The sequence below is a fragment of the Vibrio hepatarius genome, from assembly GCF_043642085.1.
Taxonomy (GTDB): domain Bacteria; phylum Pseudomonadota; class Gammaproteobacteria; order Enterobacterales; family Vibrionaceae; genus Vibrio; species Vibrio hepatarius_C.
This window is the reverse complement of sequence record NZ_JBHZSA010000005.1, coordinates 224,815-238,203: the sequence shown is the minus strand read 5'-3', so window position 1 is coordinate 238,203 and position 13,389 is coordinate 224,815. Positions and strand designations below refer to the sequence as shown.

The following is a 13,389-nucleotide window of genomic DNA, read 5'->3' as shown; positions in this document are numbered from 1 at the left end:
GGCAAGAATGGACTCCGTAACAAACTACTCTTTCGATTCAAAACGCATCCTAATAGGTTTTATCCTCGCGTCTTTGTTGCTACTTGGTGCGGGAACAATGGGATGGATAAGCTTGAATAATCGCTTTGAGACCATTGACCACTATGCAGATAATGCTCAGTTACTCTCGACGTTAGATAGCATTAAGGTTATCGAGCAAAGCTATATTCGTCTTGCTGAGCCTCAGCTAGCTGAGAAGATGGCAAACAAAGTAAGCCGAGCGCAGCAGCTTGCAGAAATTGCTGTCAATAATGGCGCCCCTGCTTCAACGCCAAGCATAATCACTCAATACCAGCAGCAGTTTGAACAGTATGTCGACCTTAGTCAGCAAACTCTTCAAGCTAGGCAATCCTTGGCACAAGTAGGAGAAAAGACCGAAAGCTTAGTTCAACAACTGCAAATCGATCACGAGGATTATATTGAGTCCGGCATTACTAATATCGATCAGCTACGTAGCAAAGTCGATCATGAGTCTGATAATGCTATTCAAGCCCATTGGCTAGTCAGTTTGATTGCGAACTCACAATCGAAACAGAAAGCCTACATGGTGACCGACAAGCAAGAGACATTAAATGCGGCGCAATTTGAATTAAACAAAGCAGATAAACTACTTTCTCAACTCGAACCACAACTCGATGATGAGCAATCACAAAAGCTACTGGCGCTGATAAAGAATTCGAAGAACCGCTATAGTTCGGCACTGGTGCAACTGCGTAGTTGGAGTAACCTCTCTAAGCCATTGCAAGCAAATATCTCTGCGCAAATCGAACGCTCAAGTAATGAGTTGCTTAGAGTCTCCACTGAGCTCAGAACGCACTTACAACAGAAACTAAAGGTTAGCCAACAAGCGGTCTCAGGCCTACAAGCGACCATTAGCGATAAATTATCGATCAGTTCAAACCTGTTACTGCTGCATACCGATATCAACAATGCTCAACAAAGCGATAAAGATTACGCTATCGCCCAAGAATCAGAGCGCCAATCAGTATTAAAGCAAGAAGTGCAAAGCAACCTTTCGTCCGCACTTGCATTACTTGAGGCTCTCTACGAACAAGTGGTCACTCAAGACGAACAGCTACAAATTGATACCCTGCGTCAAACAACGCAAGACTACCTGAACTTATTTAATCACTTAACTGTTCTGCGCAGCGAAAAGTCTCAACTTGAGTTAGCACTGACTCAAAGTCATCAAGCGATCATCGACAGCATCCTGCCAGGCTTTGAAAGCCAACTGGCCGAAGTAGAGGATTCGGGTAATATCACCACCAATCTAGCGGTAGGCGGAGGGATTTTCTTATTTACCTTATTACTGCTCGGGTTGCTGGCCAATAAGTCTCATGCTGCTCTAGAGCGATTTGCAGAGAAACTGGCAATTGCCCGTGATGAGGCTAACTCAGCCAACACTGCTAAGTCCGACTTTTTGGCCAATATGAGTCACGAAATCCGTACACCGATGAACGCCATTATCGGTATGAGTTACCTAGCCCTAAAAACAGATTTAACCAAAGCGCAGCGTAACTATATCCACAAGGTGAAATTGTCCGCTGACTCTCTACTGGGTCTGATTAACGACATTCTCGATTTCTCTAAGATTGAGGCTGGTAAGCTCGATATTGAAAACGTCGATTTTCATCTTGAGAACGTACTCGACAACATCACTAACCTTGTTGGCCTGAGGGCATCTGAACGTGGGTTGGAGCTACTGATCCATATTGAACGTGACGTACCGACAACCTTAGTCGGTGATCCACTGCGTCTTGGACAGGTACTGATTAATCTTGCCAACAACGCAGTGAAATTTACCGAAAAAGGTGAGATCAAAATTTCAGTGCGCGTGGCTAAAAGACATGGTGATGACGTAGTGCTAGAGTTCAGCGTCCAAGACAGTGGTATTGGTATGACACCAGAACAAACCGCCAAGCTGTTTAGCAAATTTACCCAAGCCGATAGTTCAACAACCCGTAAGTACGGTGGTACAGGTCTTGGGCTCGCCATCAGTAAAGAGCTCAGCCAATTAATGGGCGGTGATATACGAGTCGAAAGCGAATTTGGCCAAGGCTCGTGCTTCTCTTTCTCGATTGCGACCAAAGTCAGCCATGCATTAAAGCAAGATAACATCAGCATGCCCGTTGAGCTGGGTAAATTAAAAGTGCTGATTGTCGATGATAACGCCAGTGCTAGAGTCATCGTCGAAGACATTTTGCACTCGCTACAGTTTGACGCGCAGAGTGTCAGCAATGTCGATGATGCCCTGCTCGCCTTAGAAACCGCTAGCCAACAACAGAGCCCGTACGATTTGCTGATTTCTGACTGGCAGATGCCAGGCAAAGATGGCATCGATTTAGTCGAGTCGGTTTATCAACAGTTCCCAGATAACCACCAGCCTAAAATTCTTATGCTCACCGCGTATGGGCGAGAAGATCTCAATGATGCATTTATGCAGCGCGGATTAACCACGCCGAATATTCTTGATAAACCCGTCACTGCTTCTCATCTGTTTGATGCGGTTATTGCTCTCTATGGAGTGGCTAATACCCGAATCAGCCGAAGTGAAGCGCAAGAGCAGCACCAGTTAGCCAATATACAACAGCTTGCTGGCGCGCACTTATTGTTGGTAGAAGACAATGAGATAAACCAAGAGCTGGCAGTTGAGCTGCTCGAAGGGCAACAAATTAAAGTGACTGTAGCTGAAAATGGTCAAGAGGCGGTCGACTTCTACAAGCAGCATGACTTTGATGGCATTTTGATGGATTGCCAGATGCCAATTATGGATGGCTACGAAGCGACGCAATTTATCAGGCAGACTCTCGACGATCAGATGATGCCAATTATCGCTATGACGGCTAACGTGATGGAGCGCGATAAGCTCAAGGCACAAAACGCCGGGATGAACGATATTATTGCTAAGCCGATTGATGTCGGCACCATGTTCAGTACGCTCGCGAAATGGGTCACGCCTAAAACACCCCTGGCTGCTGTGGTCCAAACTAACCAGCCCCAACAAACACTGCCTGCGATAGAGGGCATAGATATCAAAGCGGGTCTTGCTCGTACGAGTGGCAATGCCAACCTATATAAAAAGTTACTGATGCGCTTTGCTGACACCTATATCGATAGCTCAGCAGTAAACAGTGCGCTGAGCAATGATGATTTAGCCGCACGCAAGCGCAACATACACTCTTTGAAAGGTGTGGCTGGCAACATTGGCGCAGACAGTATCCATCAGTTAAGTGCGAAGCTAGAACAAGACCTCGACAATGAAACTCTGCGACAAGAACTACTTAGTACGCTTAATCAATTAGTCTCTCGAATTGAAGCGGCACTATTAGCCGTGCAAGTTGCACCGCAAGCTCAGGGCACAAAAGCGCACAACTATGAACCTGACACGTATCAAGAGCTCTTTAATGCGATTGAGCAAAGTGACACATTGGCAGTCACTATCATCAACGAGCTAGAATCTGGGGCACAAATCGGGTTGTCCGCAGGCGAGCTTTCTTCGCTTAGCCAAGCATTGGAAGAGTTTGATTTTGAGAGAGGATTAGAGATCTTAGCCACAAGCCAAAAGTGAGTTATCAGCAATTTACGCTAAGTAGGTATCGTTTTTTTCGTAGATAAGGTAACTTATACGCCTTAAGTTACCTTCAGTTCTATTCATTTCCAGAATGAGTAACTTACTGACACAGCTATTAGATATTACCAAATGAGGAACGATAAACCTCGATAAATGGTATATTATTAAAAATGTCCATTGGTAATGGTGATAAGTTTGGACCTGCAGTTAGTAAAACAAATAGAAGAGATATGCACTGCCCGTGGCGTAAGGCTCACGACTCAACGAAAACGTGTGTTTGAGCTGATTTGTGCAAGCCCGAAAGCATCCAGTGCTTATGAGCTATTAGAAGAATTGAAGCTGAGTGAACCTCAAGCAAAGCCACCAACGGTTTATCGTGCATTGGACTTTTTGCTCGAACAAGGATTCATACATCGCGTTGAATCGACCAATAGCTACATCCAATGCTGTTCTTGCAATGCTCATAAACATTATTCGCATCTATTGATATGCGATAAATGCAGTAACGTTATTGAACTACAAGATGATAGTTTGGTAGCCTTGTTGGCAGATAATGCAGAAAAGCATGGCTTTACCATCATTAATCACGTGATTGAATCACACGGTATTTGTCAGTCATGTTCCTCTGACAAAGCGAACTAAAGATATAGAAGAAGATTATGCGCGCTGAATTTGTAAACCCGTTTTTAGCATCATTGATGAATGTTTTAAAAACGATGGCTTCACTGGAATTGAAGCCACAGAAACCTCGTGTAAAGAAAGATGAAATTGCACGTGGGGACGTATCAGGTTTAATAGGGATGGTCGGCACGCAAAGCCGTGGCTCGATGTCTATTACCTTTGACGAAAGCCTTGCTCTAGAAATCATGCAAAACATGCTAGGCGAGCGCCCGAATGGTTTAAATGACGAAGTGACCGATATGGTTGGGGAAATCACCAACATGGTGACTGGCGGTGCGAAACGTATCCTTGCGGAAAGTGGTTTTGATTTTGATATGGCAACTCCTGTTGTTGTATCAGGTAAAGGCCATACCATTCGCCACAAATGTGAAGGCTCGATCATCATCATGCCTTTCTCATCTCAGTGGGGTAATGCATTCATCGAGATTTGTTTCGAATAATCGAATACTTTGATGTTGAATTAGATATAAAAAACGCTTCCTTAGGAAGCGTTTTTTATTTTTAGCCGATGATGCCACGCTCTTGTAGCGCAGCAAGGCAGTCATCGACTAATACCTCAATACTTTTTTCACCCGCCAGTAAGTCTATTTCAGGATTCAGTGGCACTTGATACTCAGAATCAATACCTGTGAAATTGCTAATCTCTCCTGCGCGCGCTTTCTTGTATAGTCCTTTCGGATCACGCTGCTCACACACATCAAGCGACGTATTAACAAACACCTCAAGAAACTCGCCTTGTGGAAGCATTTCTCTTACCAATTGCCGTTCCGCGCGGTGCGGTGAGATAAACGCCGACAAAACAATCAGACCTGCATCAGCCATTAACTTAGCCAACTCACCAATACGACGGATGTTCTCGCGGCGATCTTGCTCAGAGAAACCAAGATCACTACATAACCCATGACGAACGTTATCACCATCTAATAGATAAGTATGGTAACCCGACTTCGCTAAGCGAGTTTCCAGTGCACCAGCAACCGTTGATTTGCCAGCACCCGATAATCCAGTAAACCAAAGCACAACTGGCTTCTGTTTTTTAAGCTGAGAACGAAACGTTTTGTCGATCGCATGTTGATGCCACACTACGTTTTCGTCTTTAACGGGAGTCTCCGTCGTCATAATTGCGTCCTTTTAAAACGGGAAGAAGATCGGGATAAGCGTTAACACTAGTACAGAGTAAACAATTGAAATAGGAATCCCGATTCGAACATAGTCCGTTAATTTATAATTACCTACGCTATAGACCAGTAAATTAGTCTGATAGCCATAGGGAGAGATAAAGCTTGCGCTAGCACCAAACAGCACTGCCATAATAAAAGGCATCGGGTCGACGCCATAGCCTACCGCCATGCTATAGCCAATCGGAAAGGCCAAAGCTGCTGCCGCATTGTTGGTCACAAGCTCAGTCAAAATCAGCGTTAACAAGTAAGTCGCGACCAGTGCGCCAAATACTCCCCAACCGTTAAAGCCTTCAATAAACATCTGGCCTAAGCTGACCGATAAGCCAGTCGATAACATAAGTTGGGCAATAGAGAGTGCAGAACCGACGATAACGACAATATCGATCGGGAAACGGCGACGTAATTCACCCAGTTGAATCACTCCGCTAAACAGAGCAGCCAGTAAATAGACAGATAGACCTTTAATCAGTGGCACCATATCGAGCAAAGCTAATGCAATCACACTCGCAAAGCCCACCAGCACCAGCGCTGATTTGTTGGCATCTAAACGAGCACTAGAATCTAAATCATTGATTAATACAAACTCTTTGCGATGCGCTTGCTTTTCTTGCTCAAAGCGCTTACCTGGTACTAGCACCAAGGTATCACCCGCATTCAAAGTGATGTTACCTAAGCCACCTTGTAAGCGCTCATGACCACGACGAATCGCAACGACAACCGCATCGAAACGATCGCGGAAGTGACTCGATTTTAAAGTCTTATTACAAAAACTGGCCGATGAACTCACCACGACTTCAACGAAGCCCTGGCCATTTAAGTGGTGCTGACCAAATAGCGTTAGACCTTGAATTTCTTGCAACGTCGCAACACTTTCAATATCACCACAGAACAGCAACCTATCTCGAGCTTGCAAGACAAAGTCAGGCTCGACGGATGGCATCGTTTCTCCATCACGCACCACTTCGGCTAAAAACAGTTTTCTTAACGCGCGCAGATTGTTTTCACTAATACTGCGTCCAACTAATGGCGATCCAGGCTCTACCCTTGCCTCTAAGAAATAAGGCAGTTCATCTTGGTTTTGATCATCATAGTTCGGCAGTAAGTAACTGAGCGGGATCAAGATCAACAAGCCGCCAGCCAACACTGACAAACCGATCATTGTCGGAGCAAAAAAGCTCAAACTTGGTAAGCCAGCATCTTCAACAAAGCTATTAATGATCAAGTTGGTGGAGGTCCCGATCAAAGTTAAGGTACCACCAAGGATCGCGGTGTAGGAGAGCGGAATTAGCAGTTTCGACGGGGCATGTTGTTGATTGCGCTTAATCGCACTAATCAAGGAAACAACCACTGCTGTATTGTTAGTAAATGAAGACAATAATGCCGTCGATAAGCCCAACTTCGCCACCACGGTGCCTAAACAACCAGTGGACAAAGAGCGGCCGACCCAACTAATTAGGCGGGTTTTTTCTAGTGCTGCTGACGCTAAGATCAGCAGCACTAAAGTTAACAAGGAAGAGTTAGTGAAATTGGTCGCTATCTCACTAACGTCAATCATGCCCGCCAGAAATGCAATAAATGCAGCGCCAGCAAAGATATGACTTGGCTTGATTCGCGTTGTCAGTAAGCAAGTCACTATGCCGAGTAAAATTGCTAATACAAACCCTTGCTGCCACATAACGCTTCCTTGTAACTCTGAGTGTTTACTTGAGCAATTGACTGATATCTTTCGCTTCCCAGTGCGGGAAGTGCTTACGAACTAAAGCATTAAGCTCAAGTTCAAACGCTGAAATATCGGCCGTTTTGGTTTCGACACTAGATAGACTCTCACGCACTAGACCTGAACCGACGGTAACGTTGGTTAGGCGATCAATGATGATAAAGCCTCCTGTGTCTTGGCTGGCTAGATAGTTATCCAGTGCCACAGACTCGGTTAGCGTCCACTCACACAATCCAATACCATTAAGTGGTAACTCAACCGCACTGTGGGTCGACAGGTTATTGATATCGTATTGATGACGAATGGATTCAACGCGACCTACGGTTTTCTTACCCGCGATCTTGATGTCATATTCACGGCCCGGCTGTAGCGCTTGCTCAGTCATCCATACCACATCCGCAAGCAAGTGATTGCTCGACTCAACCTGTGCATTCTCCAGCACAATTAAGTCACCACGGCTGATATCAATCTCATCTTCAAGCGTCAGCGTTACCGCTAGACCCGCTTGAGCCTGCTCTAAGTCACCATCAAATGTCACAATGCGAGCCACTTTCGATGTTTTACCAGAAGGTAGTGCTTTTACTTCATCACCTACCTTCACAGAGCCTGCTGCAATCGTGCCGGCAAAACCACGGAAGTCGAGGTTTGGTCGGTTAACGTATTGAACAGGGAAGCGGAACTCGCCGACTTCTTTGTCCTGGTCAACATCAACATTCTCAAGAATCTCGAGTAACGACGGGCCTTCAAACCAGTTTAAGTTTTGCCCTGCTTCCACCACGTTATCGCCCTCTAGAGCAGACAGCGGCAGAATCTGAATGTCAGTTTCACCTTGCAGGTTTTTCGAGAACTCTAAGTACTCATCACGAATTTGCTCAAAACGATCTTGTGAGTAATCAACCAGATCCATTTTGTTTACCGCGACAACAAAGTGCTTAAGGCCTAATAGGTTTGAGATAAACGAGTGACGACGTGTCTGATCAAGCACACCTTTACGCGCATCAATCAAGATCACCGCGAGATCACAAGTAGAGGCACCTGTCGCCATGTTACGTGTGTATTGCTCGTGTCCTGGGGTATCCGCAATGATGAACTTACGTTTTTGAGTCGAGAAGTAACGGTATGCCACATCAATGGTAATGCCTTGTTCACGCTCTGCTTGCAGACCATCAACTAACAATGCCAAATCTGGACGCTCACCGGTTGTACCAACACGTTGGCTATCATTGTGAACTGCCGCTAGCTGATCTTCATAAATTTGCTTAGAGTCATGCAGTAAGCGGCCAATCAGTGTACTTTTGCCATCATCTACTGAACCACAAGTTAGGAATCTAAGTAGTGATTTGTATTGATGTTGTTTTAGGTATCCTTCGATACCAAGCTCTTCGAGTTGAGCTTCAACTGCGCTATTCATTTTCTTTCCTTAGATCCTAATTAGAAATAACCTTGACGCTTTTTCAGTTCCATCGATCCTGACTGATCGTGGTCGATCGCTCGTCCTTGTCGCTCACTTGAAGTCGCGACTAGCATCTCTTCAATAATGCCAGTTAGGGTATTTGCCTCTGACTCAATCGCACCCGTTAATGGGTAGCAACCAAGAGTACGGAATCGCACACTCTTCTCTTCGATTTTCTCACCCGGTTGAAGCTCCATACGATCATCATCAACCATGATCAGCATGCCATCGCGCTCTACAACGGGGCGCTTGTCCGCTAGGTAAAGCGGGACAATTTCGATGTTCTCTAGGTAGATGTATTGCCAGATATCCAACTCAGTCCAATTTGATAGTGGGAAGACACGAATGCTTTCACCCTTGTTGATCTGCCCGTTATAGGTTTTCCATAACTCTGGGCGCTGGTTCTTTGGGTCCCAAGTGTGGTTTTTATCGCGGAATGAATAGACACGCTCTTTAGCACGAGACTTCTCTTCATCACGGCGAGCACCACCAAATGCAGCATCAAAACCGTACTTGTTCAGCGCCTGTTTTAGGCCTTGAGTTTTCATGATGTCAGTATGCTTCGATGAGCCATGAACAAATGGACTACAACCCATAGCGAGACCTTCTGGGTTCTTGTGAACCAAAAGCTCAAAGCCATACTTTTCTGCGGTACGATCGCGAAATTCGATCATCTCTTTGAATTTCCAATCGGTATCTACGTGCAGCAACGGGAATGGAATCTTACCTGGGTAAAATGCTTTACGAGCAAGGTGTAGCATCACCGATGAATCTTTACCTATCGAGTACATCATCACTGGGTTATCAAACTCAGCGGCAACTTCACGGATGATATGAATACTCTCCGCTTCTAGCTGCTTTAGGTGGGTTAAACGTTCTTGGTCCATGTTAGTGCTTCCTTTAAGGCTCATCATGAGCTTCGACTAATCAAATAATGAGTTATGCAAATTGGCGTTGTTGAGGTTGTTGCTGTGGCTCTGGAGTGAACCACGCGAGCTTCTCTGAAAGTGACACCACTTCGCCAATGACGATAAGAGAGGGCGATTGCGCGTCTTTAGCAAGTTCAGCTAGTTGAGCAAGCTGACCTTTAAAAATTCTTTGAGTTGATTGAGTACCGCGTTCAATAATGGCGATCGGCGTCTCTGGGTTGCGACCATGTTCAATCAATTGGTTTTCAATGTACTCGGACTTCATCAGCCCCATGTAAATCACCAACGTTTGATTGCCACGAGCGAGCGTTGACCAATCCATCTGATCGCTTTCTGCTTTTAAATGGCCCGTAATGAACATCGCGGACTGCGCATAATCACGGTGAGTCAATGGAATCCCTGCATAAGCAGTCGCACCCGCTGCTGCGGTAATGCCCGGAATAACTTGAAATGAGATACCAGCATCAGCCAGCACTTCGAGCTCTTCACCACCACGGCCAAACATAAATGGATCGCCACCTTTAATGCGAACTACGCGATGGCCTTGCTTAGCAAAGGCGACTAATAGCTGATTGGTTTTCTCTTGTGGGACACTATGGTGACCAACGCGCTTACCGACACAAACTAAAATGGTGTCGCTTGGTACTAGCGCCATAATCTCATCCGAGACAAGGTAGTCGTACAAAACCACGTCGGCTTGCTGTAAAAAGCGAATCGCTTTAAGTGTCAGTAGTTCAACATCACCCGGCCCAGAGCCGACAAGCGCGACTTCACCTTGACCAAGGAGACTCTGCCCTATTGAATTTAGATCTGTTCGATTGCTGCGCTGTGCGTGCTGACTACTCAATGGGAATTGAGAGATCGTATCCTTGCTCGCCATAATGTCACCCTTTCCATTTCTCTTTGGGCATTATGGCGTTGTAGTTATATTACCGGAAATTCTAAAATTTCATTTTTTATATCAATTTCTGATAAGAAGATTTGTTATAAGTGATTACGAATTGATCATTTTTGAGAGACTCTAGGCAGAACGCCATAAAGTAATTGGTCAAGATCACACTTTACTATTCACTGAAGTCATTGTTTCATGCCGTTTTGTTACATTAAGCGACGTCTAACTTAACGCTATCGGAGCTTAAAAATGAAAGTAGCAGTGAAACCTCTGTCTCTTGCTGTACTAGGTGGTATGTTGACTATGGCTGGCCCAGCTATGGCAGATACAATCAAACTACGCATTGTCGAAACGACTGACATTCACACTAACGTCATGGATTACGACTACTACAAGGACAAACCGTCACAAAAAATTGGTCTAACTCGTGCCGCTACTCTAGTTAAGCAAGCTCGTTCGGAAGTCGAAAACAGCGTTCTTGTTGATAATGGTGACCTTATCCAAGGTAGTCCAATGGGTGACTACATGGCAGCTAAAGGCATTGAAGCTGGTGAAGTACACCCAGTTTACAAAGCAATGAACCAGCTAAATTACGATGTAGGTAATATTGGTAACCATGAATTTAACTACGGTCTTGAGTTCCTAGCTGAAACTATCAACGATGCTGACTTCCCATACATCAGTGCCAACGTTTTTGATAAGAAAACAGGTAAGCACTACTTCAAGCCATACATCATCAAATCACACACCTTTAAAGATGTAGACGGCGTTGAACATGAAATTAAAGTGGGTTACATCGGTTTTGTCCCACCACAAATCATGGTTTGGGATAAAAAAAACCTAGAAGGTAAAGTCTTCGCTAAAGACATCAAAGAGTCAGCTGAAGAGCTTGTTCCTCAAATGAAGAAAGAAGGCGCTGACGTAATCGTTGCGATCCCTCACTCTGGTGTTGCCTCTGATCCATACAAGCACGGCGCTGAAAACTCGACTTATTACCTTGCAGAAGTTGAAGGCATTGATGCGATTGCGTTTGGTCACTCACACGCCGTATTCCCAGGTAAAGGCTTTGACAACATTCAAGGCGTAGATAACCAAAAAGGCACTATCAATGGTGTGGCATCAGTAATGCCGGGTCGCTGGGGTAGCCACGTGGGTGTTATCGATCTTGAATTAAAAGAGAAAGATGGCAAGTGGACTGTGGTTGACGGCCAATCTGAAGCTCGCCCTATTTTTGACAAAGCTAGCAAGAAATCTCTAGCGGAAGCAGACGCGGATATGGTTAAAGCACTAGAAGGTGACCATAAAGGCACGCGTGAATTCGTTAACCAGCCAATTGGTAAAGCGAATGATGTGATGTACAGCTTCTTAGCACTGGTTCAAGACGATCCAACAGTACAAATCGTTAACCTAGCGCAAAAAGATTATGTTGAGCGCTTTATCCAAGGCGACCCTGACCTATCTGATATCCCAGTGCTTTCTGCAGCTGCACCATTTAAAGCGGGCGGTCGTAAAAATGATCCAGCAAACTTCACTGAAGTTGAATCTGGTCAGCTAACATTCCGTAACGCGGCCGACCTTTACCTATACCCGAACACGCTAGTTGCAATGAAGGTAAGCGGTAAAGAAGTGAAGGAGTGGCTAGAGTGTACAGCAGGTCAATTTAAGCAAATTGACGTTAACAGCACTGAGCCTCAAAGCCTGATAGACTGGGATGGTTTCCGTACTTATAACTTCGACGTTATTGACGGCCTGAACTACCAAATCGATGTGACTAAGCCAGCGAAATACGATGGTGACTGTAAGCTAATTAACGATGGCGCAGAGCGTATTGTTGGTCTAACTTACCAAGGTAAGCCAATCGATATGAAGCAAGACTTCATTATCGCGACGAACAACTACCGTGCATACAGCAACAAGTTTCCTGGAACTGGTTCTGAGTTTGTCGCTTTCGACTCTCCAGATGAAAACCGTTCTGTTATCGCTTCTTATATCACTCGTGTAAGTAATGAGAAAGGCGAGTTCACGCCGAGTGCAGACAACAACTGGACATTTGCACCAATCAAATCTGATAAGCAGCTAGACATCCGCTTTGAAACTTCACCAAGCGATAAAGCGGCGAAGTTTATCGAAGAGAAAGGTCAATACCCAATGAAACGTGTTGGCACTGACGATGTTGGTTTCGCTGTATACCAGATCGACCTACAGAAATAATTTCTGATTGGAAGCACTCAAAGCCGCGACCCCAAGTTGCGGCTTTTTTGTATTTTCATCCCTCTCACACCCTGAGAAGGATTTACGCTACACTCTTGGCTATCACTTTTATCCACTGAATTTGACTATGTTTGACGCTTTCCAACAGCAGTTGGCTAATAACAGCTTTACCCAGCAAGAAATTACTCAGTTATCTGACAGTGCACAATTTATTGAGCTTCCTACCCGGCATATTTTGCTTCATCAAGGGGAAGTCGCCTCGGAGATACACTTTCTGATTGAAGGCATCTGTCACTCGGCCTATTTAACCGATAAAGGCAAAGAGTTCAGTAAAGAGTTCTATTGGGAAAATGATTGGATAATTGGCTTTGAAAGCCTCATCAAGCAGCAACCATCACCTTATTTACTTGAATCTCTTACGCCTTGCTCAATTCTGTCACTGCCGATAGAAACGTTACGCGTTTGGCGCGAGGAGAAGCACAGCATTTATCTTAAACTGCTCGAAACTCAACTGATGTATAAAGAGAACAAAGAGCGCTTTATGCTGCTTTACAGTCCTGAAGAACGCTATGAACTGTTCTGTCAGCACTATCCTGAGCTACTAGAGCGATTGAATGATTACCAAATTGCGGCGTATTTGGGTATCACTCCGATCAGTTTAAGTCGGATCAAAAATCGTCAATAAAGTTAACAATTGTTAATGCAGCCGAGGTAG

Annotated in this window: 10 protein-coding genes; 5 read left to right on the top strand and 5 right to left on the bottom strand. The window is 45.0% G+C overall.

The genetic code is table 11. From position 1 onward, the window contains the following. Positions 1-7 precede the first annotated feature (7 nt). The 3 genes from ACHUFZ_RS12985 (at position 8) to ACHUFZ_RS12975 (ending at position 4,731) form a co-directional block, all read left to right on the top strand. The gene (locus tag ACHUFZ_RS12985) at positions 8-3,607 is read left to right on the top strand and encodes a response regulator (RefSeq protein ID WP_394127489.1); all 3,600 of its coding nucleotides are present in this window, start codon (positions 8-10) and stop codon (positions 3,605-3,607) included. A 180-nt stretch (positions 3,608-3,787) separates the two neighbouring features. Continuing rightward, complete coding sequence (zur, locus tag ACHUFZ_RS12980; RefSeq protein ID WP_071816269.1) at positions 3,788-4,252, top strand: zinc uptake transcriptional repressor Zur; 465 nt, start codon at positions 3,788-3,790, stop codon at positions 4,250-4,252. A 17-nt stretch (positions 4,253-4,269) separates the two neighbouring features. Further along, on the top strand, positions 4,270-4,731 hold the full coding sequence (locus ACHUFZ_RS12975; RefSeq protein WP_004410369.1) for a chemotaxis protein CheX: 462 nt from the start codon (positions 4,270-4,272) through the stop codon (positions 4,729-4,731). Positions 4,732-4,792: 61 nt separating this feature from the next. On the opposite strand, the gene cysC is transcribed toward ACHUFZ_RS12975, so the two are convergent. Genes cysC through cobA form a run of 5 tightly spaced genes read right to left on the bottom strand, consistent with a single transcriptional unit; the run spans position 4,793 to position 10,451 of the window. Next, complete coding sequence (gene cysC / locus ACHUFZ_RS12970; RefSeq protein ID WP_394127488.1) at positions 4,793-5,410, bottom strand: adenylyl-sulfate kinase; 618 nt, start codon at positions 5,408-5,410, stop codon at positions 4,793-4,795. Between the two features lie 12 nt (positions 5,411-5,422). Next, positions 5,423-7,147, bottom strand: coding sequence for an SLC13 family permease (locus ACHUFZ_RS12965; RefSeq protein WP_394127487.1), 1,725 nt, complete (start codon positions 7,145-7,147; stop codon positions 5,423-5,425). Positions 7,148-7,172: 25 nt separating this feature from the next. Further along, positions 7,173-8,600 (bottom strand): sulfate adenylyltransferase subunit CysN, encoded by a 1,428-nt coding sequence (cysN, locus tag ACHUFZ_RS12960; RefSeq protein WP_394127486.1) that lies wholly within the window; start codon positions 8,598-8,600, stop codon positions 7,173-7,175. Positions 8,601-8,620: 20 nt separating this feature from the next. Further along, on the bottom strand, positions 8,621-9,553 hold the full coding sequence (gene cysD / locus ACHUFZ_RS12955) for a sulfate adenylyltransferase subunit CysD (RefSeq protein ID WP_134834315.1): 933 nt from the start codon (positions 9,551-9,553) through the stop codon (positions 8,621-8,623). A gap of 28 nt (positions 9,554-9,581) precedes the next feature. Beyond that, complete coding sequence (gene cobA, locus ACHUFZ_RS12950) at positions 9,582-10,451, bottom strand: uroporphyrinogen-III C-methyltransferase (RefSeq protein WP_394127485.1); 870 nt, start codon at positions 10,449-10,451, stop codon at positions 9,582-9,584. A gap of 261 nt (positions 10,452-10,712) precedes the next feature. On the opposite strand from cobA, the gene cpdB reads away from it, so the two are divergent. Together cpdB and ACHUFZ_RS12940 are read left to right on the top strand one after the other, a co-directional pair. Then, complete coding sequence (gene cpdB / locus ACHUFZ_RS12945; RefSeq protein ID WP_394127484.1) at positions 10,713-12,674, top strand: 2',3'-cyclic-nucleotide 2'-phosphodiesterase; 1,962 nt, start codon at positions 10,713-10,715, stop codon at positions 12,672-12,674. Between the two features lie 127 nt (positions 12,675-12,801). Then, positions 12,802-13,359, top strand: a complete 558-nt coding sequence (locus tag ACHUFZ_RS12940; protein ID WP_394127483.1) for a Crp/Fnr family transcriptional regulator — start codon at positions 12,802-12,804, stop codon at positions 13,357-13,359. Positions 13,360-13,389 lie beyond the last annotated feature (30 nt).